This is a genomic window from Oerskovia enterophila (genome assembly GCF_001692445.1).
GTDB lineage: Bacteria > Actinomycetota > Actinomycetes > Actinomycetales > Cellulomonadaceae > Oerskovia > Oerskovia enterophila.
In genome coordinates this window covers 1-23,665 of record NZ_MAQA01000041.1, presented here as the reverse complement: position 1 = coordinate 23,665, position 23,665 = coordinate 1, and the positions used below count along the sequence as shown (strand labels likewise).

The 23,665-nt window shown below is 73.5% G+C and carries 22 protein-coding genes, 1 tRNA gene, 1 pseudogene and 1 riboswitch; of the genes and pseudogenes, 12 read left to right on the top strand and 12 right to left on the bottom strand.

Annotated features, from left to right (window positions below; genetic code table 11):
• Positions 1–31 precede the first annotated feature (31 nt).
• Positions 32–132: riboswitch (glycine riboswitch) on the bottom strand.
• Positions 133–169: 37 nt separating this feature from the next.
• Together OERS_RS15155 and OERS_RS15150 are read right to left on the bottom strand one after the other, a co-directional pair.
• Positions 170–1,690: a lactate/malate family dehydrogenase gene (locus OERS_RS15155; RefSeq protein ID WP_068626694.1), complete on the bottom strand. Its 1,521-nt coding sequence runs from the start codon at positions 1,688–1,690 to the stop codon at positions 170–172.
• A gap of 59 nt (positions 1,691–1,749) precedes the next feature.
• Positions 1,750–3,771: an MSCRAMM family protein gene (locus tag OERS_RS15150; protein WP_068626692.1), complete on the bottom strand. Its 2,022-nt coding sequence runs from the start codon at positions 3,769–3,771 to the stop codon at positions 1,750–1,752.
• Between the two features lie 202 nt (positions 3,772–3,973).
• Here OERS_RS15150 and OERS_RS15145 point away from each other — a divergent pair, with 202 nt between their 5' ends.
• Complete coding sequence (locus OERS_RS15145) at positions 3,974–4,177, top strand: hypothetical protein (RefSeq protein ID WP_068626690.1); 204 nt, start codon at positions 3,974–3,976, stop codon at positions 4,175–4,177.
• 39 nt (positions 4,178–4,216) lie between these two features.
• Here OERS_RS15145 and OERS_RS15140 read toward each other — a convergent pair whose 3' ends face one another.
• Positions 4,217–5,122, bottom strand: coding sequence for a LysR family transcriptional regulator (locus OERS_RS15140; protein WP_056648030.1), 906 nt, complete (start codon positions 5,120–5,122; stop codon positions 4,217–4,219).
• A gap of 195 nt (positions 5,123–5,317) precedes the next feature.
• Between OERS_RS15140 and OERS_RS15135 the strand changes: the two genes are divergently transcribed.
• Positions 5,318–5,659 (top strand): CBU_0592 family membrane protein, encoded by a 342-nt coding sequence (locus OERS_RS15135; RefSeq protein ID WP_068626688.1) that lies wholly within the window; start codon positions 5,318–5,320, stop codon positions 5,657–5,659.
• 113 nt (positions 5,660–5,772) lie between these two features.
• Here the strand turns inward: OERS_RS15135 and OERS_RS15130 are convergent, their stop codons facing one another.
• Positions 5,773–6,966, bottom strand: coding sequence for an aminotransferase class I/II-fold pyridoxal phosphate-dependent enzyme (locus tag OERS_RS15130; RefSeq protein ID WP_068626685.1), 1,194 nt, complete (start codon positions 6,964–6,966; stop codon positions 5,773–5,775).
• 172 nt (positions 6,967–7,138) lie between these two features.
• Here OERS_RS15130 and OERS_RS15125 point away from each other — a divergent pair, with 172 nt between their 5' ends.
• Complete coding sequence (locus tag OERS_RS15125; protein WP_231907579.1) at positions 7,139–7,450, top strand: STAS domain-containing protein; 312 nt, start codon at positions 7,139–7,141, stop codon at positions 7,448–7,450.
• A 97-nt stretch (positions 7,451–7,547) separates the two neighbouring features.
• A complete protein-coding gene (locus tag OERS_RS15120) occupies positions 7,548–8,018 on the top strand; it encodes an ATP-binding protein (RefSeq protein WP_068626683.1) in 471 nt (156 codons plus the stop codon).
• A 78-nt stretch (positions 8,019–8,096) separates the two neighbouring features.
• Here the strand turns inward: OERS_RS15120 and OERS_RS15115 are convergent, their stop codons facing one another.
• Positions 8,097–10,382: a SpoIIE family protein phosphatase gene (locus OERS_RS15115; protein ID WP_068626682.1), complete on the bottom strand. Its 2,286-nt coding sequence runs from the start codon at positions 10,380–10,382 to the stop codon at positions 8,097–8,099.
• A 255-nt stretch (positions 10,383–10,637) separates the two neighbouring features.
• Here OERS_RS15115 and OERS_RS15110 point away from each other — a divergent pair, with 255 nt between their 5' ends.
• Positions 10,638–11,291, top strand: coding sequence for a DnaJ family domain-containing protein (locus OERS_RS15110; protein ID WP_083201509.1), 654 nt, complete (start codon positions 10,638–10,640; stop codon positions 11,289–11,291).
• A 50-nt stretch (positions 11,292–11,341) separates the two neighbouring features.
• Entirely contained in the window at positions 11,342–12,517 is a 1,176-nt protein-coding gene (locus tag OERS_RS15105; RefSeq protein WP_068709465.1) for an alpha/beta hydrolase, read from the top strand.
• Here OERS_RS15105 and OERS_RS15100 read toward each other — a convergent pair.
• On the bottom strand, positions 12,508–13,011 hold the full coding sequence (locus OERS_RS15100; RefSeq protein WP_068626714.1) for a low molecular weight protein-tyrosine-phosphatase: 504 nt from the start codon (positions 13,009–13,011) through the stop codon (positions 12,508–12,510). The two genes, OERS_RS15105 and OERS_RS15100, sit on opposite strands and share 10 nt — an antisense overlap.
• A 170-nt stretch (positions 13,012–13,181) precedes the next feature.
• Here OERS_RS15100 and OERS_RS15095 point away from each other — a divergent pair, with 170 nt between their 5' ends.
• Together OERS_RS15095 and OERS_RS15090 are read left to right on the top strand one after the other, a co-directional pair.
• On the top strand, positions 13,182–14,093 hold the full coding sequence (locus OERS_RS15095) for an SDR family oxidoreductase (RefSeq protein ID WP_068626676.1): 912 nt from the start codon (positions 13,182–13,184) through the stop codon (positions 14,091–14,093).
• Positions 14,094–14,141: 48 nt separating this feature from the next.
• The gene (locus OERS_RS15090) at positions 14,142–15,881 is read left to right on the top strand and encodes a DHA2 family efflux MFS transporter permease subunit (RefSeq protein ID WP_083201508.1); all 1,740 of its coding nucleotides are present in this window, start codon (positions 14,142–14,144) and stop codon (positions 15,879–15,881) included.
• Between the two features lie 380 nt (positions 15,882–16,261).
• Here OERS_RS15090 and OERS_RS15085 read toward each other — a convergent pair whose 3' ends face one another.
• Positions 16,262–17,083, bottom strand: a complete 822-nt coding sequence (locus OERS_RS15085) for a class I SAM-dependent methyltransferase (protein ID WP_056648045.1) — start codon at positions 17,081–17,083, stop codon at positions 16,262–16,264.
• 139 nt (positions 17,084–17,222) lie between these two features.
• Here OERS_RS15085 and OERS_RS15080 point away from each other — a divergent pair, with 139 nt between their 5' ends.
• The gene (locus OERS_RS15080; protein WP_068626674.1) at positions 17,223–17,978 is read left to right on the top strand and encodes a hypothetical protein; all 756 of its coding nucleotides are present in this window, start codon (positions 17,223–17,225) and stop codon (positions 17,976–17,978) included.
• 76 nt (positions 17,979–18,054) lie between these two features.
• Here OERS_RS15080 and idi read toward each other — a convergent pair whose 3' ends face one another.
• From idi to OERS_RS15060, 4 genes are all read right to left on the bottom strand, one after another.
• A complete protein-coding gene (gene idi / locus OERS_RS15075) occupies positions 18,055–18,654 on the bottom strand; it encodes an isopentenyl-diphosphate Delta-isomerase (RefSeq protein ID WP_068626673.1) in 600 nt (199 codons plus the stop codon).
• A 161-nt stretch (positions 18,655–18,815) separates the two neighbouring features.
• The gene (locus tag OERS_RS15070) at positions 18,816–19,790 is read right to left on the bottom strand and encodes a squalene cyclase (RefSeq protein WP_068626671.1); all 975 of its coding nucleotides are present in this window, start codon (positions 19,788–19,790) and stop codon (positions 18,816–18,818) included.
• A 96-nt stretch (positions 19,791–19,886) separates the two neighbouring features.
• Positions 19,887–21,239 (bottom strand): permease prefix domain 1-containing protein, encoded by a 1,353-nt coding sequence (locus OERS_RS15065; protein WP_056648134.1) that lies wholly within the window; start codon positions 21,237–21,239, stop codon positions 19,887–19,889.
• A complete protein-coding gene (locus OERS_RS15060) occupies positions 21,239–21,610 on the bottom strand; it encodes a PadR family transcriptional regulator (protein WP_068626669.1) in 372 nt (123 codons plus the stop codon). Before OERS_RS15060 ends, OERS_RS15065 begins: the two co-directional genes overlap by 1 nt.
• 91 nt (positions 21,611–21,701) lie before the next feature.
• On the opposite strand from OERS_RS15060, the gene OERS_RS15055 reads away from it, so the two are divergent.
• Positions 21,702–22,340, top strand: a complete 639-nt coding sequence (locus tag OERS_RS15055; protein ID WP_139107867.1) for a hypothetical protein — start codon at positions 21,702–21,704, stop codon at positions 22,338–22,340.
• A 24-nt stretch (positions 22,341–22,364) separates the two neighbouring features.
• Here the strand turns inward: OERS_RS15055 and OERS_RS15050 are convergent.
• Positions 22,365–22,447: transfer RNA gene (locus OERS_RS15050), tRNA-Leu, on the bottom strand.
• Positions 22,448–22,739: 292 nt separating this feature from the next.
• Between OERS_RS15050 and OERS_RS15045 the strand changes: the two genes are divergently transcribed.
• Positions 22,740–23,444: an FhaA domain-containing protein gene (locus OERS_RS15045; RefSeq protein ID WP_056648059.1), complete on the top strand. Its 705-nt coding sequence runs from the start codon at positions 22,740–22,742 to the stop codon at positions 23,442–23,444.
• A 10-nt stretch (positions 23,445–23,454) separates the two neighbouring features.
• Positions 23,455–23,665: pseudogene (locus OERS_RS22070) on the top strand (FHA domain-containing protein FhaB/FipA); the annotation flags it as partial.

The following is a 23,665-nucleotide window of genomic DNA, read 5'->3' as shown; positions in this document are numbered from 1 at the left end:
GGGAGGTGGAGTCACCGCTTTCCAGAGTTGCCTCGCCACCGCGGTACGTCGGCCTGAGAGTTTCTCGGGGAGGAGTTGCTCCTTCGGCGCCGACCTCACCCTGAGGTGGCCGGGCTCTCCCGCAGTGGTTCGAGCAGCAGTATGTGGTTGTGGTCGTACGGGTCCCAGCCTAGCGGTCGGCGTGGGCGTGCGGCGAGGCCGGTCGGTCGGTGGTCTCCTGCACGACGACGGAGCGCACCGTCGCGAGCCGGGTCACCGCGCGCTCGAGCGCCCTCGCCCGCCGCGGGGTCGCCCGGAAGGTCACCTGGATGGTCCCGGCGTCACCGTCGCCGTCGACAGCTCCCGTCGTGAGCGAGTCGAAGCTCACGCCACGCGTCGAGAACACGCCGGCGAGAGCCGTGAGCGTCCCTGGCCGGTGCAGTCCACGGACCTGGGCGGCCCACGAGGGCTCGGTCGCGGGGGAGCCGTCCCGGGCGCCGGTGTCGTCCCGAGCACCTCCGACGCCCGCAGCGTCCTCCGTGTTCCCGGCACCCTCAGGGTCCGCGGCGCCGCCCGCGCAACCAGCGCGCCCGGCCTCCCCGGGCTCCCCGGCCTCCCCGGGCTCCCCACCTCGAGAACCGCCCTCGACCCCCGCCGACCGCAAGGACGCCACCACGGCTGCCGCCGCTCCCTGCAGGCGGCGCGACTCGTCGTCGGGCAGGGGGTCCAGGAGGACGCGCGTCCAGCCCTCGGGGCCCAGCACGAGCGGTACCCCCAGGACGCCCCGCACGGGTTCGCCCGCGAGCGACACCTCGCCGTCGAGGGCGACCTGGCCCGCGACGACGGTCTCGCGCCCGTCGAGCACGACCTCGACCAGGTCCGCCGTCGCGGCAGCCGTCGCGGTCGCGGTCTTGGCACCGCTCTGGTGCGTCATCCACGGGCGGGCGACCAGCCGCAGGTCCGCGGGCCAGGTGTCGACGAGCCGGTAGGCCGCCCCGACGTCCACGGCCGCGACCTCGACGAGCTCGGCCTGGGCCGCGGCGACCTCGCGCGGGAAGCCGTCGAGCGTCCGGCCCCGACGCAGGTGGCGCAGGGTGCGTTCGCGCTCGGTCGGGTCCTGCCCGCTGATGCGGACGGTCGACCACAGCGGGACGGCGTCCTCGCCGTGCTGCCCTGCGACGAACCCGCCCACGCGGTGCCTCCGCACACCCAGCTCGGCGGCGATCTCGCGCCGGAAGCGCAGCGTGTCGAGCCACGCCCCCATCCCGACCACGCGGTGCGCGCCGAGGGTCCGGGCCATGACCGCGACGCCCACCTCGACGGGGTTCGACACGACGATCACGACCTCGTGCCCCGAGCCGTGCCGGGCGATCGCGTCGGCGTACCCAGCGAAGACCTCGCGGTTGCCGAGCGCGAGGCGGGTCCGGTCGAGCGAGGCTCCCGCCCGTGCGGGGGACGTGGCTCCCGCCGCGACGACGACCACGTCGGCCACGACGTCGTCGGGGGAGTGGGCCACGTCGATCAGGGGCGCGTGCTCGTCGTAGGCGTCCACGAGGTCCGCCCGCAGGCCGTGGACCGCGCGCCCGGACGCCCCGTCGGGGCGTCCGACGAGCTGGAGGCGGGAGGTCGCGGGCAGGATGCGCCGCTCGACGAGCTGCGTGCACACCTGCCGGCCGACGTCCCCGGTCGCGCCGAGCACTGCAACGTCCATCCGAGCAGGCTACGTCGCAGGCGTTTTGTGCGCAGGGCGGCACCGGGAGGTCGCAGCCCTCACGCCCGACGGCGCAGCTTCCGTCCGCCCGCCGCCACCAGGACCCCCGTGGCCGTCAGGGCGAGCCCGACCGCGAGCAGGGCGCCCGCGTCGAGGCCCGTGGCCGCGAGGTGCCGGGGCGCCGGACGCGGGGTGGAGGGTCCGTCGTCGGGCACGGTGCCCCCGCCGGGCGTGCCGCCCGGTTCGACGGGCGGTGTGACGGGCGGGTCGACGGGCTCGTCGACCGGGGTCACCGCGAAGTCCTGGTCGAGCCGGGACTCGCCCGCGCTCGTGAGCGTCACGGCGCTCTCGACCGGCCCGCCGGCCGTGTAGCCCTCGGGCACGGTCAGCGCGATCGTGTAGTCCCCCGGCGGCAGGCCGTCGACGAAGTAGGTCCCGGCGTCGTCGGTCGTCAGCGGGACGTCCCCGTCGGGGCCGCTCACGAGCACCTCGGCACCGGGGACGGGCGCCCCCTGGTCGTCGGTGACCGTGCCGCCGATCGCACCGGGGCGCGCGAGCGCGAAGTCGACACCGGTCACGTCGTCGGACCCGACGGTCACGGCACGAGACCCCGTCCCGTCGACCGTGAACCCCGCCGGGGGAGCGACCGTGACCGTGTAGGGGCCCGCAGGGAGCTGCTCGAACCGGTAGGTGCCGTCCGTGCCCGTGACGGCGCTGCCCGTCGCGCCGCCCGGACCCGTGAAGGTCACGACCGTCCCCGGAACCCCGGTGCCGCCCGCTGTCACGGTCCCGGTGAGGGACGGGAAGGTGGGAACGACGAAGTCCTGGTCCGTGATCGGCACCTCCGAGCCCGTGGGGACGTCGATCGTGAGGGGTGGAGGAGTCTCCGGGAACCCCGGGGGCGGCGTGAGCGTGATCGTGTGCGGCCCGGCGGGCACCCGGTCGATCAGGTAGGCCCCCTGGGAGTCCGTCGTGGTCGTGAGCGGCGGACCGCCGGGGACGTCGATCGTGACGGTCGCGCCGGGTACCGGCTCGCCCGTGTCGGTCCGGACCGTGCCGCTCACGGGGACAGGGACGATCTCTCGCACGAGGAAGTCCACGTCCGTCGCGTCCGCGTCCGCGAGGTCCGCGGGGAGCCGGAAGGGCCCCTCGACGACCAGCCCCGGCCCGTCCGGGTCCGGCGGCGGGGCCACCTCGACCGTGTAGCCGTCGGCCGCGGTGAACCCGAGGAACGAGTAGGTCCCGTCGACGCCCGAGGTCGTCGTCGCGAGCCGGGCGCCGTCGGGGGAGAGGAGCGTGAGCGTGGCACCGGCGAGCGGGCCGATGCCCTCCAGGGTGACCGTCCCCGACACGTCGCGAGCCAGCGACGCGAACCAGGTCTGGTAGACCGGGAAGCCGGACCGCTGCTGGAAGACGAACGTCAGCGACGTGACGGGCACGGTCGGCTCGAACCAGGCCGACGCGCCGGAGGTGTCGGTGGCCGTCGCGTTCCCGACGAGCACCCCCGTGGCGGGGTCCCAGGTGGGCACGTCGGTCCCCGTGCACGACGGGCTCGGCGTCACGGCGCAGTAGTTGAAGCTGCTCCGGTAGCCCAGCTCCGAGCCAGTGAGCAGCCGGCCACCCGACCCGCGGGCGGTGATCGTGACCTGGTCGGCGTCGATGTCGCCCAGCACGAACGTCCACCCGCTCGCAGGCGTCGGGCGCTCGAACGTGTAGGTCGTGGTCGAGGGCGCCGTCGGCGAGTCGGCACGCGGCCGGAGGTTCAGGTACGGCTGCCCCTGGCTCGACCCGTACTTCGCCCCCACGGGCGTCGTCGCGCTGAGCCACGAGCTCACGCCCGACTGGATGCCCACCTGGCCGGCCCGCGAGTCGCTCGAGACGGCCGCCGCGGGGAACCCTCCGGCGGGCAGGCGCATCGTCGTCGCGAAGCTCCCCCCGCTGCCCGTGAGCGGGTCCCAGGCGGCCCAGCCGGCCGTGGTCGCCGCTCCCGCCGGGGCAGCGGCGAGCAGGACGAAGGGCAGGCCGAGCAGCACGGCCAGGGCCGCAGCGAGGAGGGCGGTCGTGCTTCGCGAGAGGCGCACAGCAAAACGGTAGGAGACGGAGCCCGGCCGCGCGCGCCGACCGTTTCCCACACGATCTCCACGACTCTCCCCACTGACCCGCGCACGGTCGCGGGGCGCGCCTCCTCGGCCGCACAGGTCCGCCGGGAAGGATGAGGTGCTCACCTCGTCGTGCGCGTGCGGCGGGGATCGTCGCGAGCGCCCCGAGGGGGAATCACCCGGTATGGACAGCAGTACGCAGGCCCAGCAGTCGACCAGCACCTACGTCCCGCGGCACCTCGCCGAGCCCGACGCCGTCCCGGCCGGGGCGGACACCCCCGTCGACCCGCGGTCGAGCAGGTGGGACCGGTCGGTCAGCACCCTCACGCGCCTGCTCGACGAGCTGACGGTCCTCGACGACGGAGAGCTCGCCGTCGCAGTGCGGTGAGGTGCGGTGAGGCGATGTGCGCTGCGGTAGCGCCGTGCCTCAGCCCAGCTCGATCGCCGAGGCGCACGCGACCATCTCGTCGATGACCGCGTTCACGACAGGGCGCGGCTCGTGCCGGGTCGCCCGGTGGCGCGCGACGAGCCGCCGCGAACCCAGCCCCGGCAGCGGGACGACCGTGACGCCGTCGGGCATCTCTCCCTGCACCGCGAGCGCCGGGAGCATCGCGACGCCCTGCCCGGCCGCGACGAGCGCGAGGGCCACGTCGAAGTCGTAGTACGAGTGGCGCGTGCGCAGCGTCGTGCCGAGCGTGCGCGACAGGCGCCGCAGGGCGCGGGCCGCGGCCGTCGTGGGCTCGGGGCCCAGCCAGACGGCGTCGCGCACGTCGTCGAGGCGCGCGGGCGTGGGGAACGTCGCGGGCACCACGACGCGCCACGGCTCGTCCAGCAGCGGGACCTCGCGCATGCCGCGCGGCGCGGGGGAATCGGCGTCCTCGTCACGTTCGAGCAGGACCACGTCCAGGTCGCCCGTGCGCAGCAGCCGGAGCGCGTCGGCGGGCTCGACCTCCTGGACGTCGAGCTCGACGCCCGGGTAGCGCGACTCGAGCGACGCGAAGGTCGGGCCGACGACCGCCCGGATGGCCGTCTGGAACGAGCCGACCGTCACCGTGCCCGTCATCTCCTCGCTCATGGCGACGATGGCCTTGCGGGCCTCGACCATCTCTGCCTCGATGCGCTCGGCCGCGTCCGCGAGGATGCGACCCGCGGGCGTGAGGGTCACGCCGCGGGGCCCGCGGTCGAGGACCTGGATGCCTTCCTCGGCCTCCAGACGCGCTATTTGCTGAGACACGGCAGAAGGCGTCACGTGCAGCAGGTCGGCCGCTGCCAGAACCCCTCCGGCCCGGTGCACGGCAAGCAGGAAACCAAGTCTTCGTGGGTCCGTGGCCATGTAGAGATACTAAACGGCCACGTCAGAGTTCTTCAATTGTGCTGAATCATTTTCGGGGTCACACTTGTGACGTGGCGCCGGCCGGTCCTCCTCAAAAGGGGCTGGCGCCCACGATCCCCCTGGTCGCTGCAGCGTCGCAGCTCCCACCAGGTCCCCCCTCCCCGATCCCTTCGTGACCCCTGCCCGGAGACCGCCATGTCCGCTTCCCCCTCCCTCGTCGACATGGTCGTGACCCCGCTCGGATGGGTCGGTGCGATCGCCGCGGTCACCGCGTACGCGATGGTCACGCGTGGCCGCTGGTCGGGGGACTCGCTGAGGTTCCAGCTCACGAACTTCGTCGGTGCCGGGCTCATGTGCCTGGTCGCCGCGGTCAACGGCGTGTGGCCGTCTGCGGTCGCGAACGTGGTGTGGATCGTGATCGGCGGCCAGGCCATCGTGGTGCTCGTCAAGGCCCGACGGCGTCGCGAGGCCCAGGCCGTCGTCGTGCCTCTCGAGGTGCCCGCGACCCAGGTGCGCGCGGTCGACCTGGCGGCCTGAGGGTCGCTCGGTCCCTGCCACGGCCTGGTTGTCAGAACGTGGCCGGTCCATACCCCGGGCCACCTCTGACAGCTCGACGGTGACGGCTCAGACCGCTCTGCGGCGCACGGGAGTCACACCCGCCGGTACCCCGCCGCGCGCCACGCCACGATCCGGTCGACCGCCTCGGCCACGACCTCGGGCGCGGCCGCGAACGACAGCCGCACCCACTCGCCCCCGCGCACGCCGTCGAAGTCCGTGCCGGGCGTGAGCGCGACCCCCGTGTCGGCGAGCAGCCGCTCGCACCACGTGACCGAGTCGAGCCCCGACGCCGCGACGTTCGCGTACACGTAGAACGCACCGTCGGCCGGGGCGACCGGGTCCCACCCCAGGTCGTCGAGCCGGTCCAGAACGAGCGCACGCGAGTCCGCGTACCGGGCGACGTTCTCCGCCGCGGCCGCGTACCCCTCGGGCGAGAACGCCGCGACACCCGCGTGCTGGGCGAGCGCGGGCGGGCTCAGCGCGATGTTGCCCGCGAGCGCGTCGACCGCGCCCACGAGGTCCTCGGGCAGCAGCAGCCACCCGAGCCGCCAGCCCGTCATGGCCCAGTACTTCGAGAAGGAGTTGACGACGACCGCACCGTCGTCGAGGTACTGCGCCGCGGTCGCGGTCTCCCCGGCCGGCGAGGCCGGGTCGGCGTAGACGATGCCGTGGTAGATCTCGTCGCTGACGAGACGGACGTCGTGGTCGGTGCACCACGCCGAGAGCGCCGCCAGCTCGGCCGGCGGGATCATGGTCCCCGTCGGGTTGGCCGGGCTCGCGATCACGAGCCCGTCGAGCCCGCCCTCGTAGTAGGCCTCCATGAGCTGGGAGACCGTGGGCTGGTAGCGGGTCTCGGGGCCGCAGTCGAGCTCGACGACCTCGCACCCGAGGGCCGCGAGGATGTTCCGGTAGGCGGGGTACCCCGGCCGGGCGAGCGCGACGCGGTCCCCGGCGTCGAACGCCGCGAGGAACGCGAGCATGAACCCGCCCGACGACCCGGTCGTCACCGCGACCTGCGCCGGGTCGACGACCACGCCGTACGTCCGTTCGTAGTGGTCGGCGATGGCCTGGCGCAGCGCGGGCACGCCCATGGCCTCGGTGTAGCCCAGGTCCCCCGACTCGAGGAGGTCGATCGCGCGGCGTCGCACCACGTCCGAGGCCCCCGTCGCGGGCTCCCCGGCGCACAGGTTGAGGACGGACTCGCCCGCGTCGCGGCGCGCGTTGGCCGCGGCGAGCACCTCCATGACGGCGAACGGTGGGACGTGCGACCTGCGCGAGACCTTCATGAGGCCATCATGCCCGGGATCACGCGCCTGACGACGCCTCCCGCGGTGTGCAGGTCCCGTGACGAGACGTGTCCCGGGAGGAACCTCGGCCCGGAGTTCCGTAACCTGGCACGGGTCCCCGTCCGTCGCGCGGCGGGTGACACGGCCGCACGAGACGAGCGAGAGGCGATCAGTGCCCGATCAGACGATGCAAGGCGGTGTCCGTATCGACGACTCCGGTCCTCGGTGGACCATGTGGGGAGAGGTCGACGCCGCGGTCCAGGACCGCTCCGAGGGCGACCTCGCCCGCTCGGTCCAGCGCGCGGAGGGTCCCGTCACGATCGACCTGACCGAGGTCACCTTCATGGACTCGGGGGGTCTGCGCCTGCTGTACCTCTCGGTGCTCGGAGGTGGCGAACCTCCCGTCCTGGTCGGGGTACCGGATCGCATCCGGGACCTGCTGGAGATCAGCGGCGTCATCTCGCAGTTCACTCTCGTCGACTGACCGTCCCGACGCCACGGGCCACCACCCCCGGCCACGGCGTCGCACCCGCACACCCCGCACGAACGCACGCACGCTGTGAACCCACGGAGGAACGCCCATGGACATCACGATCCCCTCGTCCCGTCCGCCCGAGACCTTCCACGTGGTCCGCGTCTGGCAGCTCGACTCGCTCGACGAGCTCTCGATCCTGCGCACGTCGCTGCACCAGGAGCTGACAGGGCGTCCGCTGGCCCCCGACGGTGCGATGGCCGAGGTCTCGGAGAAGATCGTCCTGGTCGCGAGCGAGCTCGCCACGAACGCGCTGCGGCACGGACGTCCGCCGACGACCGTCCAGCTCCTCACCGACGGCGAGGAGTACATCGTCGACGTGATCGACCAGGACACGAGCCGAGCCCCCGTGGTGGCCGCCCCGCGACTCCCGGGCGACGGCGGGTTCGGGCTCGTCCTGGCGCAGCGGCTCGCGCTCGACGTGGGCTGGTTCGTCGCCGAGGGCAAGCACGTCTGGGCGCGCCTCGGCGCAGCACGGGACGCCGCGTCGCCGGCCGTGCCGGCAGCGGCGGCGCCCTGACCGGCGGAGCGCGCGTGCCCTCGGGGGCACGGCCGGCGCAGCCGGCACGCTAGGCGCAGCCGGCGCGCGAGGAGTGCGTCAGCCGCGCGCGTCCCGGGCCCGACGGCGGAGCACCAGCAGGGTCGCGTCGTCCTCGGACTCGGGGTCCCGGGTCGAGCGCAGCACCGCGTCGACGTCGCCCACGTGCTCGGCGAACGTCCCCGCGAGCCGCCGCAGCCCGGCCTTGAGGGACTCGTCGCGACGTTCGAAGAGCCCGTCGCTGTAGAGCACGAGCGCACCTCCGGGTCCGATCGTGGTGGTCCCGGCGACGACGCCCTGGCTGGGCAGCCCGAGCGGCGGGCTGCCCAGCAGCCGCCCCCAGACGACGCCCTCGCCCGGGACCAGGAAGAAGGGCGGCGGGTGCCCGGCCGTGACGTACTCGACCGTGCCGGTCTCGAGGTCCACGACCGCGACCACGAGCGTCGCGATCTGCCCGGGCATGGTCCACTGCACCGTCTCGGCGAGCTGCTCGACGGCCCCTTGCGCGGTCCCTGCGCGCACGAGCGCTGCGCGCAGCGTGTTGCGGATCTGCCCCATCGAGGCGGCGGCCTGGAGCCCGTGGCCCGTGACGTCGCCGACGACGAGCGCGAGCGCCCCCGAGGGCAGCAGCAACGCGTCGTACCAGTCCCCGCCGACGAACCCGCCGCCGGCCGGCTCGTAGCGCGCGGTCACGTCCCAGCCCGGCACGTCGGGCAGCGTCGCGGGGAGCAGGCTGCGCTGGAGCGCCTCCGCGGCCCGCACGTCCCGTCGTCCACGGAGGTAGAGCGCCTCGACCAGGTGGCTGCGCAGGGCGCCCGCGCTCTCGACCGCGTCCTCGGCCCACGGTTCGCTGTGGCCGCTGACGACCTCGCGCCACCGGTCGAACGACCTGCGGGGGCTGAGCCGGACCGTGTCGCCCTCGCTCAGCGCGATGGCCTTGTTGTGGGGGTCGCCGCCCCAGTCGACGCTGCGCAGCACCTCGTCCCGGAGCCAGACCACGGCCTGCCCGTCGCTCAGGAGCACGCCCAGGACGCCCGCGACGTCGGGCAGCAGGTCGGCGATCTCGGGGGCCGCGACGCGCAGCGAGTCGACCGCCACCACCTCGTCGGCGGTCTCGGCGAGCCGGCCCGTGAGCCACCCGACGAGCAGCGCGACGCCCTCCTCCTCGGGTACCCGTCCGAGCGACGCCGAACGCCCCTCGGCGAGCACGACGACGCCGTCGGCGTCCACGAGGTCGAGGAGACGCCCGTCGGCCGTCATGGCCTCGACGAGCGAGGTGTCCTCGTCGCGGCTGTCGGCGACGAGCCCGGCGAGCAGCCTCGACGAGGCCCGCGACGCGACGAGCCGGTCCTCCTCGCTCTGTGCCACGAGCAGCACCGAGAGCGCCGACCCCAGGAACTCCGCCGCGGCCCGCACGGCGTAGGACGGATGGTGCGGGCCGGAGTAGTGGTGGCACGCGATGAGGCCCCACAGCCTCCCGTCGCGCAGCAGCGAGATCGACATCGAGGCTCCCACGCCCATGTTCCGCAGGTACTCGAGATGGATGGGGGAGACGCTGCGCAGGGTCGAGTACGTGAGGTCGAGCGGTTCGCCCGTCGTCGGGAGGGCCGTGGGGACGACGTCGCTCGGGACGTAGTCCACGTCGTCGATCAGCCGGATCCAGTTCTTCTCGTACAGCGCCCGGGCCTGGCGGGGGATGTCCGTCGCGGGGTAGTGCAGCCCGTAGAACGAGTTGAGGTCCTCTCGCTTGGCCTCGGCGACGACCTCGCCGTTGTGGTCGGCGTCGAACCGGTAGATCATCACGCGGTCGAAGCCCGTCAGGCGGCGCACGTGCTCGGCCGCCGTCGTGAACAGCGCGTCGAGCGTCGACGCCCGGTCGAGGTCCGCGAGCGCCGTGCGCACGGCCTGGTACGTGTTGGGGAAGCTCAGCGGCCGCACGACGGCCTGCTCGAGCTCGATCACGACGACGGGCTCGGCGCCGTCCGGGAGCGGCGGGCGGTGCAGGATCGCGTCGGTCTCGACCGTGCGCCCGTGCCCCGTGCGGATCTCGACCGGGTTGTGGGGGGCCAGGTCCTGGTGCCGCGCGGCATGGTCGAGCAGCCTGGTGGCGTCCTGGGGGCCGAGGACCTCGGTCAGCCCGGCACCGATCACGTCCTGCGGCGCGAGCCCCAGGACGTCGCGCACGTTCGTGGAGCACTGCACCACCCGGCCGTCACCCTCGCGGACCACCAGCAGGACCCCGCGCGGTTGGATCCGGCCCGGGATGTGGATGGGTTCCCGGGCGCAGTTCTCGAGGTCGATCGCCTCGGCCGGTCCGAGCAGTCCTTCGTCAGTGCTCTGTGTCATTGCAGCTCCACCTCCCGCAGATGCGGGCCGTTCACGGCAGCACGCTGCCGGGCCTGTCCCGGCGGCTTCATCACCGGGCACGAGCACACCGCCTGTCCGAGCGCGGCGGCCCAGCGTACAACCTCGATCGCACGGGGCGCCCCCGTGCCGGTCTCGTCGGGTGCCAGTCTCCGTGGTCGAGCCTCTTCTCCGCGAGCGGGAGGACCAGGAAGGATGGGACCAGCACGCTCGCGAGACGGCCGCAGGGAGGCACCCATGAGCGAGGACGACCCGGTGCGCCGGGCCGCGCAGTACCGCGTCGACCGCGAGGCGGCGCGCGAGGCGGCGGAGGACCCCCAGGAGGACGGTGCCGAGGACGAGGCGACGGAGCCCCCGCGGACCGCGGGGCCCCGGCTGCCGCTCGAGAACCGCGGCCAGTGGGTCGACGAGCTCGTGCGCCAGGCCATGGCCCGCGGCGAGTTCGACGACCTGCCGCTCGCGGGCAAGCCCATCCCCGGGCTGGGTTCCCACCACGACCCCGACTGGTGGCTCAAGAGCCTCGTCGAGCGCGAGCAGATCACGGGCGTCCTGCCCCCGGCCCAGCTCCGGGCCGACGACGCCCGGCTGCGCGACCAGCTCGACCGCCAGTTCTCCGAGGACTCGGTGCGCGAGGTCGTCGAGGAGTTCAACGCCCGCGTCGTCGACGCACGGCGCCAGCTCCTGGGCGGCCCTCCGGTGGTCACGCCCCTGCGCGACGTCGAGGAGGAGGTGGCTCTGTGGCGCGAGCGTCGCGCGCCCGGCGGCGCACCCGGCCCGACGGCGTCCCGCACCGCTGCGGACCGCTCGCCCCGCGCGAGCCGCACCCAGGGCGCGACGGGGACCCGACGGTGGTGGCGCCGTCGGGCACGGCGGGACGACGACGGGACCTGACTCACCCCTCCCACCGCGCGCCCCCGCACCCCGGCTCCTACCCTCGGGACATGCCCGAACCCACCGCCCGACCCGCCGAGACCCCGAGGTGGCAGCCGGACGTGCTCGACGGGTTCGAGCAGCTGACCCTGCCCCTCACGCCCGACGACGAGGGCGAGGTGGTCGCGACGCTCGTGCGACGCCGTCGGGCGGGCGGCGGCTCCGCGGCCGACGCCCGGGAGTCCCGCGACCCGCTGGTCGCCGACCGCGGGATCGACGTCCTGTACGTGCACGGGTGGTCCGACTACTTCTTCCAGACCGAGCTCGCGGACTTCTGGGAGGCGCGCGGCGCACGCTTCTTCGCGCTCGACCTGCGCAAGTACGGGCGCAGCCTCCGCCCGGGGCAGACCCCCGGGTTCGTGACCGACCTCGCGACGTACGACGAGGACATCGAGGCCGCGCTCACCACCATGGGCCACGGCATCCTGACCGCGGACCGCCCCAAGCACGAGCGCAGCCTGGTCCTCATGGCGCACTCGACGGGAGGCCTGACCATGAGCCTGTGGACCGCGCGCCACCAGGACCGCGTCGCCGCGCTCGTGCTCAACAGCCCGTGGCTCGAGTTCCAGGCCCGGGGGATCGGGCGCAAGGTCCTCGCGCCCGCGCTCGAGCTCCAGGCGCGCCTCGACCCGCGAGCGCCGCTGCCCCAGGTCGACCTCGGCTTCTACACGCGCTCGGTGTCCCGCACGCTCGACGGCGAGTGGGACTACGACCTCGCGTGGCGCCCCGTGCGCGGGTTCCCGACGCACCCGGCCTGGCTGACCGCGATCCTGCGCGGGCAGGGGACGGTCGAGCGCGGCCTCGGGATCACGGTCCCCGTGCTCGTGCTGCTCTCGGCGCGCAGCACCCTGCTGCCCACGTGGTCGCCCGAGATGATGCGCAGCGACACCGCGCTCGACGTCGTCGGGATCGCGCGCCGCTCGACCGACCTGGGCAGCCAGGTCACGCTCGTGCGGATCGACGGGGCGCTGCACGACGTCGTCCTCTCGGCCCCGCCGGTGCGGGCCGTGGCGTACGACGACATCGCGACGTGGGTGCGGGGCTACGTGCCCGAGCGTCCCCCCGCGCCCGAGGAGGACCCGACGCCGGACGGCCGGGCGCCCGGGTGGGTCGGGCGCACCGCCGGGGCGGTGCGCGACGCCGTGCGCGGGTGGTTCGGCAGGTCGGGCGCGCGCGCTCAGGCCTGACGCCTGGCCAGCTCCTGACGCACGTGCTCGACGATCCCGTCGGCCGCGGCCTCGACCTGCGCCAGGCAGTCCTCGAAGTCCTGCATGCCCCCGTACCAGGGGTCGTCGATGTCGAGCAGGTGCTCGTCGCGCTCGACCCGCTCGGGTGCGACGACGGGCGCCGCCGGGTCGAACGACCGGTACATGCGCACGTTCCCGTCGCCGTGCAGGCGCCGCAGCGCGCGGGCGTGCTGCGAGGTCATGGGGAGCACGAGGTCGCGCGAGACCACGTCGCTCGGGCGGACCTGCCGGGCGTGGTGGCCCTCGCCCGTGTCGTACCCGTGCTCGGCCAGGACGCGCCGGGCGCGACGGTCCACGGGGTTGCCGTGCTCCTCCGAGCTGATGCCCGTCGAGTCCACCACGACCCTCCCGCCGAGGCCCGCAGCCTCGAAGCGGTCGCGCAGCACGATCTCGGCCATGGGGGAGCGACAGATGTTGCCCGTGCAGACCGTCATCACGCGGTAGGGCCGGCGGGAGGGGTCGGGGGTCGCGGTACGAGGGGCGTCGTCGGGGGTCGGTGTCGTCACGCCTCCAGTGTGCCGGAGCAGCCGTTCCCGCAGGCCGCGACCGGGCGGACACTGACCGCCCCCAGGCGGTTCCCCTCCGCCCGGCCTACCGTGGACGCATGACCATCAGGACCGACTCGGGGCTCGTCGCCGTGACCGGGGCGAGCGGACGGCTGGGCTCCAAGCTCGCGCTGCGGCTGGCCGCCGAGGGCGCGCGGCAGCGCCTCGTCGTGCGCGACACGACGCGCGCACCCCGCCTGCTCGACGGCGAGCCGCTGCCCGAGTCCGAGGTCGCCGTCGCGGCCGGCTACACCGACACCCCGAACATGGTCCGTGCCTTCCAGGGCGCGAGCTCGGTCTTCCTGGTCTCGGCCCGCGAGGCCCCGAACCGGGTCGAGGAGCACCGGGCCGCCGTCGACGCGGCCGTGGCTGCCGGGGTCGAGCGCATCGTCTACGTGTCGTTCCTCGGCGCGGCCCCGGAGGCCACGTTCACGTTCGCGCGCGACCACTGGTACACCGAGGAGTACATCAAGGGCACGGGCCTCAAGCACACGTTCCTGCGCGACAACCTCTACCACCAGGGTCTGGTCCACATGGTCGGGGACGACGGTGTGATCCGCGGCCCCGGGGGCGACGGGCGCCTGTCCTCGGTCTCGCACGACGACATCGCCGACGTCGCGACCGCAATCCTCCTCGACGAGCGCCCCGCGCAGCACGACGGCAAGGCCTACGACCTCACAGGTCCCGAGGCGCTGACGCTCACCGAGGTCGCCGCGCTGCTGTCCCAGGTCACGGGCCGGAGCATCACGTACCACCCGGAGACCGTCGAGGAGGCGTACGCGTCCCGGGCCGTCTACGCCGCGCCGCCGTTCGCGGTCGACGGCTGGGTCTCGTCCTACACCGCGATCGCCGCGGGCGACCTGGCGGTGGTGAGCGACGTCGTCGAGCGCTTCGCCGGGCGGCCCGCCCAGTCCCTCGCGTCGTGGCTCGACGACTACCCCGAGGAGTGGGACCACCTCCTCCCGGCCTGACCCCACCCCCCAGGGGCACCGCATCGCCCCCTACTCGAAGGAGCGTCCATGAGCGCGCAGTCGGACGAGTCGGGCACGGCGCCCGCCGCACCGGGAGGGTCGTCGACCACGGCGGCGAAGCGCGACCACCGCTGGGCGGGGCTGTTCGTCCTGGCGACCGCGCTGTCGATGATCGTGCTCGACGGGACGATCGTGGGCGTCGCGCTCCCGACGATCATCGAGGACCTGCACCTCGACCTCAACGACGCGCAGTGGGTCAACGCGTCCTACTCGGTCGTGTTCGCGGCGCTGCTGCTGACCGCGGGCCGCCTGGGCGACCGGCTCGGGCGACGCAACCTGCTCCTCGTGGGTGTCGTGGTCTTCCTCGGCGGCAGCATCCTGGCCTCCCAGGCCGACGACGCCGGGACCCTCATCGTCGCGCGCCTGATCCAGGGGGTCGGCGGCGCGTTCGTCCTCCCCGCGACCCTGTCGACCGTCAACGCGACGTTCCGCGGCAAGGACCGGGCGGTCGCGTTCGGCATCTGGGGTGCGGTGATCTCGGGCATGGCCGCGGTCGGGCCGCTCCTCGGTGGTTGGCTCACGACGTCGTTCACGTGGCCGTGGATCTTCCTCGTCAACATCCCGATCGGGATCGCGGTCATCATCGGGGCGATCCTCGTGGTTCCCGAGACACGTGCGCACATCACGGTGCCGGGGCTCGACGTCGTCGGCCTGCTGACGAGCGCGCTAGGGTTCGGTGCGGTCGTGTTCGCGCTGATCGAGGGGCAGTCCCTCGGCTGGTGGACGCCCAAGGCGGAGCTCAAGCTCTTCGGGGCGGTCTGGGGGACCGACGCCCCCGTCTCGCCCGTGCCCGTGATCGGGGCGATCGGCGTGCTCTTCCTCGTCCTGTTCGCGTTCTGGGAGCGGCACCGCGCGCGGATCGCGCGCTCGGCCCTGCTCGACCTCACGCTCTTCCGCGTCGCGACGTTCCGCTGGGGCAACCTCACCGCGATGCTCGTCGCGATCGGCGAGTTCGGCCTGATCTTCGTGCTGCCGCTCTACCTCGTGAACATCCTGGGACTGACGAGCCTGGGCGCGGGCGTGGTCCTCGCGACCATGGCTGCCGGGGCGTTCGTCTCGGGGGCCATGGCGCGGCACCTCGCGGCCGCGATCGGGTCGCCGCGCACGATCGTCCTGGGCCTCGTGCTCGAGGTCGTCGGGGTGCTCGCGGTCGCGCTCGTCGTGACGCCGACCGTGTCGTCGTGGCTCATCGCGGCCCTGCTCGTGATCTACGGCCTCGGCCTGGGGCTCGCGTCCGCGCAGCTCACGGGCACGACGCTCGTCGACGTCCCCGAGGAGGAGTCCGGCCAGGCGTCCGCGACGCAGTCCACGGCACGCCAGCTCGGCTCGGCGCTGGGCACCGCGTTCATCGGTGCCGCGCTCGCGATCGGCCTCTCGACCGCGGTCCCGCCCGCGCTCGAGAAGGTCGACGGCGTCCCGCCCGCGGTCGCGACGCAGGTCGCGGACGCGACCCAGCAGTCCGCGGGCGGGACCATCCCGCAGCTGCGCGCCGAGGGCACCACGAGCCAGTTCGGCGAGAAGACGCCCGAGGTCGTCGACGCGCTGTCCGACGGTTTCAGCGACGGCACCCGCATCTCGCTGTACGTCGCGGGGGGCTTCCTGCTCCTGGGTCTGCTGTGCTCGTTGCGGGTCGTCGCGGCCTCCCGGCGCGAGGGCGTCGACCAGGGTGGACCGAGGCCAGGCACGTCCGCGGCGCCGGCTCCCGAGCCCGACGCCACGGCCCGCTGAGCCGTGGGAGAAATACCCTTGGCAGCCGTCGTGGGCCAGGCGTAGCGTCGTCGGCACATGGGAAAGGAGGTGGTCCACGAAGTGAAGAATCTTCGGACACATGAGGTGGTTGCACGCTAGTCGTGCCATCGAGCGACGGACCTTGCGAGGAACCCGCGGCCGACCGGTGACCGTCAGGTCACCCACGACCAGCGAGAACCGAGCAACCACCGGAGCCCGCGGGTGTCGCGCCCTCGTCCAGCGCGACGGGTGGAGAGATCCACCAGCCCGCGGGCCTCTTCATGCCCAGCGAGCCCGACGGCGGAGCCCGGGTCGAGCGCGTCCGTCACCGCGGGCGCCGCGCACCTCCACCGCCGGCGCGGCGCGCCGTCGCCCCCGGCTCAGAACGGCTTGCGCGCCACCACGAGGAAGCGGGGAGCCTCGTCGACGAACTCGTTGCCCGCCGCGAAGTGCATGTGCAGCGCCCTCAGCGGCGCCTCGAACCTCGCGACCGCCTCGGGGGACAGGCTCGCGATCTCCGGGACCTGCCACGCGATGACCTTGAGGTACCAGAGCAGCGAGCTCAGGTCGTGGAAGTGCCGCGTCCCCACGTGCTCGCGCGCCACGTCGATCACGAACCCGGCCTCGGCCAGCTCGGCCGTCACGCCCTCGATCGTCACGTCGTCCGGGTCCCACGGCAGGTCCGCACCGAGCGCGGTGTTGACCCGGATCCCGTCGCGGCTGTCGACCTGCTGCGTGATGAACACGCCCCCGGGTTCGAGGACGCGCAGCACCTCCGTGGCCTCGAACTCCTCGTGCCGGTCCAGGACGACCGCGAACCGGCCGTCGAGGAACGGGAGCATGAGGCCCTCGCCCTTGCTGCTCCCCACCTGCCGGACGTCCACGCCCAGGGGTTCGAGGCGCCGTCGGGCCACGGGGACGTTCGGGGGCCAGCCCTCCGTCGCGGCCGACCCCTCGGGCAGGGGCGCGAGCGACGAGAACGCCTCCCCGCCGCCCGTGCCCAGGTCCAGGACCGGTCCCCGGCCGCTCCCGACGAGCTCGCGCGCGAGCACCAGGTAGTCCCAGGGCAACGGGTCCTCGACGCAGCGGTCGTCGATCGGCGTCAGGTCGAACCCCTCGACCGGCGTCGCCCGCGCCCACTCGACGTGCGCCTCGAACGACGCTGCGGGGTCGGGGACGGGAAGGGATCCGGCTGCTGACATGCGTCGATTGTCACCCGCTGGCGCGGGCACAGTCGAAACGGCACGCCCGGTAGGGAATCCTCCCTCTCGGATAGCATCGGCGCGGCTGCGGGACCGCAGCACGACCCCGCCCCGCACGAGCCCTCGGAGAGCCCCGCCGATGCCCCACCTCTCGCCGTCGAGCCACCGCGCGACCCGCAAGGTCCGCGACGTCGCCGAACGGCACCGTGCCACCCTCGGCGAGCTGCGCCACGTCGAGTCGTGCACCCTGTCGGCACGCGCGATCGGGATCGTGGCCGGGGTCTTCGCCCTCGTCGTCGCCGTCATGGCGTTCAACGGGAGCGTCCTGCAGGTCGCGATCTTCGCGGTGGGCATGGGGCTCGTCCTGGCCGTGATCCTGCGGTTCGTCGCGAGCGAGAAGCTCCTCGTGCTCGAGCGAGGGCTCGTGGTCGGATCGTTCGGTCCGTTCCTGAGCCCGTACGCCGTGCCCTATGCGGACGTCGTGGCGCCGAGCGTGGCCGCGATCGTCGGGACCCAGCGACCCGTCTCGTTGCTCAAGGCCGACCAGGGGGCGTCCGCGACCAACCGCACGGCGCTGTGGTCGCTGCGCTCGGTCACGTTCGTCGGGCCCACGGCCGAGGTCTCGCGCACCTTCACGCGGACCGGGACCTGGCAGCCGCAGCCCGACCGGCAGGACCTGTGGGTGTTCTCGGTGCGCGACGCCCACCGCCAGGAGGTCCTGGTGCACGAGCTCGCCGCCGCGCTGCGGCTCTCGGGCCAGCCGGGAGCCGACCTCGTCCTGCCGCACGCGCTGCCCGCCCGGCGGTTGCGCGTGAGCGTCGCGGACGCCGACCACCTGCACCTGCCCGAGCGCCTGCGCTCCACGAGCCTGCAGGTCCGGGCCGGGGCGCACTGAGCTCCCTCGCACGGCGCGTCGGACTGCCGGGCGGGCCGGGCGCCCGACGCGCCCGGCCGCTCGGCCGCTCGGCCGCTCAGCCCAGGGCCGAGGCGACCTCTGCCAGCAGGGGTGAGACGGCGCCGTCGGGCCCGCTCGCCGCGTCGCGCAGCGCCGCGACCTGCAGGACCATCCACGGGCTGAACGCCCACGGCGTGGCGTCGACCGCGCGCCCCAGCGTGCCGGGCTCGGCCCACGCGAGCTCGGCGACCTCGTCCGGGTTGGCCGTGAGGTCGCTCGCGGCGCGCGCGACGTACACGGGGCAGATCTCGTTCTCGACGACGCCCGACGCGTCCACGGCCCGGTAGCGGAAGCCGGGCACGGCGACCTCGAGCCCCGTGATCTCGAGGCCCAGCTCGTGCGCGGCGTGGCGCACGATCGACTGCTCGGTCGTCTCGGTCCAGCGCGGGTGCCCGCAGAACGAGTTGGTCCACACCCCGGGCCACGTGCGCTTGGACAGCGCCCGGCGGGACACCAGGAGGCGACCGGCGTCGTCGACCACGTAGCAGGAGAACGCGAGGTGCAGCGGCGTCTCGGTGGTGTGGACGGCGCTGCGCGCGAAGGTCCCGGTGCGGGTCCCCTCGTCGTCGACGGTCACGACATGGTCGGCGGCGACGGGCACGTGCACGTCGGTCATGGTTCCTCCAGGGGTCCTGCGGTGCGATCGGGGGGTGTGCACCGGAGCATCCGGCCCACTGTCACACACCGGGGGAGAGGAAGGAAGTCCGTCCGTGGGACGAGCGGCCGGGCGTCTCGGCTGCCCGGCGGGCACGGCGAGCCCGACGACGGAGCGCGGCGCTAGCGTCCGTCCCACCAGGCGAGCACGAGCGTCGCGTCGAGGGTCAGCCACCTCGAGGCCTCACCTGCCGGCGCGTCGACCTCGAACCACACCGTGCCCGGGTGCCGCGGCGACTGGAGCCAGGTCCCGTCCGGCTGCCGAGCTGCCCGGATCATCCCGATCGCCTCGGCCATGCGAGGGTCCGGGGGCGTACCGTCGAGCAGCGACGCCTCGCGGAAGTGGACGGCCGCGTTGAGCACGCTGTAGAACGCGCGGTACGGGTAGGTGAAGTACCGCACCCAGGACGCGACGGGCTCTCCCGTCGACTCGCGGCGGAACAGGCCTCGACGCAGGAGGTACTCCTCGGCCGAGCGCCGTGCCTCGCGCGACTCGTCGGTACCGCCCGTCGCGGCCTGGTGCGCCAGGAGTCCCTTGATGACGTTGAGGGTCGAGTGGAACGAGGACCGGACCGAGCCCTCGACCCACTCGCAGTTCCAGCCGCCGTCGGCCATGCGCACCGCGAGCATCGCGTCGAGGAGGGGCGCGACGTCGGCACCGAGCCACGCGCCGTTCGCCAGGGTCCACGCGTTGATGCAGCAGTCGACCTCCCCGCCCCAGTAGGGCAGGTCGTCGTACTCCCAGCGGCTGTGCTGCGCCAGGAGCTCGGCGGTCCGGCGCTCGCGCAGGACCGCCGGGTCGAGCCCCCACTCCCGCAGCGCGTTCAACGACCAGGTCGTCGCGGTCCAGGGCTGACCGGCGCCGGACCGGGCTTCGGGGCCGTCCATGTCGAAGTCGGCGGGGAAGAACGCACCACCCGCCCACTGCCCGTCCGGGTCCTGCAGCGAGAGCAGACGAGCACCGAAGCCCTCGATCGCGACGCGGGACCGTGTCTGCTGCCAGACCTCGTCGGGGGCTCGGACGAGGTCGCGCTCGACCCGCCACCGCAGTGCGGGGTCCGCGTCGAGGAGCCAGTCGACCAGAGCGTCGTCGGTCATCCTCCGAGACTACGACGCGGGCCGGAGCGGGCCGCCGCCGGGCCGCCGCCGGGCCGCTGCCGAGGCGACGGCGACGGCGACGACGACGGCGACGGGTCAGACGAACCCGAACACGGGCGGGAAGACCACGACGACGACCGCTGCCCACACCGCGTAGACCGGCAGGAACTGCGTCTGCCACCGGCCGAGGGCCGCGAACGGGCGCCGCCCCCGCAGGAACCCGGTCAGCAGGAGGGCCGAGCCCACGAGGTGCACGAGCAGCAGCACGTTGAGGCCCAGGGCCACGACCTTGTTGGGGCTGAACCCGAACTCGGCGATGCGGGTCAGCATCGCGGTGAGCGCGACGGCGTCGACCGCGAGCGCCGCGACGACCAGGACGAGCAGCAGCCCGTCGAACAGGTGCGGCGGGCCGAGGGGGTCGCGGGCCGAGACCGAGTAGAGCAGCAGGCACAGGACGAGGACCAGGATCGCGTCCATGAGGATGAGGAGGCCGCGGTCGGTGTCGAGCAGGGAGCCGGCGGTCGCGAGCACGACGAAGAGCACGAGCAGCATGACGACGGTCAGCGGGGTGAAGACGCGCGTGAGGACGGGGGCGATGTTCTCGACGACGTTCTGCTTGGCCTCGACGAGCCAGGCGGCGACGACGAGCGCGCCCGGGACGGCGAACGGCAGGACCCAGCCCTCGAAGAACGGCTCGGGGTCGATCCCCACGAGGTTCAGCGTCCCGAACGTGAGGCCGAGCAGCACGCCGCCGCCCAGGGCGAGGAGCGTGAAGTAGATCGCGAGCTCGCCTGTGAACCGGGCGAAGTCCATGCGACCGCTGTCGGAGCGCCAGCGCCCGCCGACGTACGCGACCCCGACGAGGGCCCACAGGACGACCGGGGCGTGCAGGGCCGCGAGCAGCAGGGTCGACCCCTCGGGCGCGAAGGGGTAGACGTTGAGGACGACCGCGAGCACCGCGAACGGGATCGCGAGCATGGCGCCCACACCCCAGGTGAGGCGGCGCTTCCACGCGAAGTACCCGGCGAGGAAGGGGAAGACGAGCAGGCTGACGTTGCGCAGCAGGACCGTCTCGTCGCTGATGGTCTCCGCGGCGACCTTGACCGCGAGCCCCGCGCCGACGGCGAGCGCAAGCACGACCGCGAGCTCGCGCCACCGCGGTGAGCCGCCACCGGCCGCGGCCGCGTCGGGGACCAGGACGAGCTGCTTCCACAGGCGGTCGGAGTGCTCGCGGGCGAACTCGCGCGAGACCTCGTCGAGGTTGCCCATGCGCTTGACCGCGACGAGGAACGCCTCGTCGTCGTCGAGGCCGGTCGAGGTCAGGTCGGCGACCTGCTCGCGCAGGTGGTCCTCCATCTCGTCGACGTCGGCCGTGGAGATCGCCTGGCGGCGTTGGACGTAGCCGCGCCACTGGTCGATCTGCGCCTCGAGCTCGGGGTGCGTGCTCATCAGGCCCACCCTTCGGCGACGGTCCGCGGGGCCTGTGTGTCGCGTGCGTCGCTCCACACCTTCTGGAGCGCGTCGGCGACGACGCTCCACTGCGCCTGCCGCTCGGCGAGGGCCTCGCGCCCGGCGGGGGTGATCGCGTAGTGCTTCCTCCTGCGCCCGACGTCGGACACTCCCCACGACGCCTCGACGTGCCCGAGGCGCTCGAGCCGGTGGAGCAGGGGGTAGAGCATCCCGTCGGTCCACTGCATGCGGCCGTCCGAGATCTCGTTGACGCGCTTGACGATCGCGTAGCCGTACGACTCGCCGTCGGCGAGGATGCCGAGGACGAGCGGTGTGGCCGAGGCCGCGACCAGGTCCTTGTCGATGTGCATGACACTCCTATGCCTAGTGCTGCTAGGTGTTCTAACCTAGCAGGTCTAGGTATGGTCGCCGAGCGGAGCCTCGCTTTGGCAGACTCCCCGGATGAGACCAGGCCGAGCCCGTACCGAGCGGCAGGACCTCGAGGTGAGCGCCTGGCACGTCGTCCACGGCATCGCGACCCTCGAGACGACCGCACTCCGGATGCGCCACGCGACCCTCGTCACCCTTCTCCTCGCACTCGGCGTCGTCGTGATCGGGGCGACCTTCGCCGTGCTGGCCGGCCTGGGGATCGACCTGGACGACGTCATGTCCTCGATCAACGGGCGCGGCGCGCCCTGGTGGCTGCTCGCCCCGCTCGCGATGGTGTCGGTGACCGTGGCGCTGGGCGTGGGGTCACGGTCTCGCCCCTACCGGATCAGCATCACCGCACAGCACCTCTCGATCACCGACGGCGGATCGTTCGTGCACGAGCAGCCGCTCGCCACCCTCCGGAGCGTCGTCTACCGGCCCGGACCCGCGAGCGCCACGTTCGTCGTCACGGGCGACGCGGGCACCGTGAGCCTGCTGCCGCGCACGGCGGGCTCGCCGCGACCGACCGTGCTCGCAGACCTGCCGCCCCAGGTCGTGGAGCACCTGCGCAGCGCGGGGCTCGTCCAGCGTCTGCGCGGGAAGCGCGCACGGTGGACCCGTCGGGCGACACCTCGAGCCGACCCCGGGAACGACGAAAGGCCCCGGATCTGAGATCCGGGGCCTTCGTACATCACGTGCGCGAGGGGGGACTTGAACCCCCACGCCCTTTCGGACACTAGCACCTGAAGCTAGCGCGTCTGCCATTCCGCCACTCGCGCGTGCCGCAGAAGATTATCACGAGAGCGGACCCAACCGTGCATCGGTCGGACGGCCGTCCTCGTGCGCTCTTCCACCTGCGCCCCGACCGGGCCAGAGCCCGGTGGTGCACCAGAGAGAACAGTAGCCGCTCCGCAGAGCGCCTCACGCCCGAGTCACCCGATCTCCCCGCGATCTCCCCCTCGATTCCGGGAGATTCCCGGCCCGTCGAGGCCCCGGGTCGTTACGATCTAGGTAGTCTGCCCGGGGACCGTGTACCCCGGTCGTGGGAACGTCGATGAGGGAGGAGGTGGCATGGGAGTCCTGGATCGTTTCGAGAAGGGCGTCGAACGCGTCGTCAACAACGCCTTCAAGGTCGGACGCAGCGAGGTCAAGCCTGTCGAGCTCGCGAGCGCTCTGCGTCGTGAGGTCGACGACCGGGCCGCGGTCGTGGACCGCGACCGGACCGTGGTGCCCAACCAGTTCACCATCGAGCTGTCACCGGACGACTACGCGCAGGTCGACGGCTGGGGGGCCGAGTCGCTCGCCGACGAGCTCGCAGCCAATGTCACCGAGCACGCGGCGTCGCAGCACTACGCGTTCGTCGGCCCGGTCAGCGTGTCCTTCGAGCAGAACGACTCGCTCGACACGGGCCGCTTCCAGCTGCGCTCCGCGAGCGTGCGCGGGAACGTCGCGCCGGCGACGGCGTCGGCCCCGAGCGCGCGCCACCCCCTGGTGGACATCGACGGCCAGCGCTACCTGCTGACCGGTCCCGTGACCGTGATCGGCCGCGGTTCGGAGGCGGACATCGTCGTCGACGACCCCGGGGTCTCACGCCGTCACCTCGAGATCCGGGTGACGCAGGACGGGGTCATCGCGACGGACCTCGGTTCCACGAACGGACTCTTCGTCGAGGGCCACCAGGTCCCGGCCGCTACCCTGCTCGACGGGAACAGCCTGACCATCGGGCGGACCCGCATCATGTTCTGGACGGGTGCGCCCGAGAACGAGGAATGGTGATCCACCCCGCATGACCGAGCTGACGTTCACCCTGCTGCGGCTGGGGTACCTGGTCCTGCTGTGGGTGTTCGTGTTCGCCGCGATCGGCGTGCTGCGACGCGACCTGTACGGCACCAAGATCACGGCACGCAAGGGCAAGACGCGCGAGGACGGGCACCGTCCCGCGCCCACCGCCGGGCGCGGTGCGGCGGCGTCGGCCCCCTCGGCCCCGTCCCCCGCTG

Excerpts from the sequence above, each read along its gene's own strand:
- OERS_RS15155 (WP_068626694.1), bottom strand. The coding sequence starts at position 1,690 with ATGGACGTTGCAGTGCTCGGCGCGACCGGGGACGTCGGCCGGCAGGTG.
- OERS_RS15145 (WP_068626690.1), top strand. The coding sequence starts at position 3,974 with ATGGACAGCAGTACGCAGGCCCAGCAGTCGACCAGCACCTACGTCCCG.
- OERS_RS15140 (WP_056648030.1), bottom strand. The coding sequence starts at position 5,122 with ATGGCCACGGACCCACGAAGACTTGGTTTCCTGCTTGCCGTGCACCGG.
- OERS_RS15135 (WP_068626688.1), top strand. The coding sequence starts at position 5,318 with ATGTCCGCTTCCCCCTCCCTCGTCGACATGGTCGTGACCCCGCTCGGA.
- OERS_RS15130 (WP_068626685.1), bottom strand. The coding sequence starts at position 6,966 with ATGAAGGTCTCGCGCAGGTCGCACGTCCCACCGTTCGCCGTCATGGAG.
- OERS_RS15120 (WP_068626683.1), top strand. The coding sequence starts at position 7,548 with ATGGACATCACGATCCCCTCGTCCCGTCCGCCCGAGACCTTCCACGTG.
- OERS_RS15115 (WP_068626682.1), bottom strand. The coding sequence starts at position 10,382 with ATGACACAGAGCACTGACGAAGGACTGCTCGGACCGGCCGAGGCGATC.
- OERS_RS15110 (WP_083201509.1), top strand. The coding sequence starts at position 10,638 with ATGAGCGAGGACGACCCGGTGCGCCGGGCCGCGCAGTACCGCGTCGAC.
- OERS_RS15105 (WP_068709465.1), top strand. The coding sequence starts at position 11,342 with ATGCCCGAACCCACCGCCCGACCCGCCGAGACCCCGAGGTGGCAGCCG.
- OERS_RS15100 (WP_068626714.1), bottom strand. The coding sequence starts at position 13,011 with ATGACGGTCTGCACGGGCAACATCTGTCGCTCCCCCATGGCCGAGATC.
- OERS_RS15095 (WP_068626676.1), top strand. The coding sequence starts at position 13,182 with ATGACCATCAGGACCGACTCGGGGCTCGTCGCCGTGACCGGGGCGAGC.
- OERS_RS15090 (WP_083201508.1), top strand. The coding sequence starts at position 14,142 with ATGAGCGCGCAGTCGGACGAGTCGGGCACGGCGCCCGCCGCACCGGGA.
- OERS_RS15085 (WP_056648045.1), bottom strand. The coding sequence starts at position 17,083 with ATGTCAGCAGCCGGATCCCTTCCCGTCCCCGACCCCGCAGCGTCGTTC.
- OERS_RS15080 (WP_068626674.1), top strand. The coding sequence starts at position 17,223 with ATGCCCCACCTCTCGCCGTCGAGCCACCGCGCGACCCGCAAGGTCCGC.
- idi (WP_068626673.1), bottom strand. The coding sequence starts at position 18,654 with ATGACCGACGTGCACGTGCCCGTCGCCGCCGACCATGTCGTGACCGTC.
- OERS_RS15070 (WP_068626671.1), bottom strand. The coding sequence starts at position 19,790 with ATGACCGACGACGCTCTGGTCGACTGGCTCCTCGACGCGGACCCCGCA.
- OERS_RS15065 (WP_056648134.1), bottom strand. The coding sequence starts at position 21,239 with ATGAGCACGCACCCCGAGCTCGAGGCGCAGATCGACCAGTGGCGCGGC.
- OERS_RS15060 (WP_068626669.1), bottom strand. The coding sequence starts at position 21,610 with ATGCACATCGACAAGGACCTGGTCGCGGCCTCGGCCACACCGCTCGTC.
- OERS_RS15055 (WP_139107867.1), top strand. The coding sequence starts at position 21,702 with ATGAGACCAGGCCGAGCCCGTACCGAGCGGCAGGACCTCGAGGTGAGC.
- OERS_RS15045 (WP_056648059.1), top strand. The coding sequence starts at position 22,740 with ATGGGAGTCCTGGATCGTTTCGAGAAGGGCGTCGAACGCGTCGTCAAC.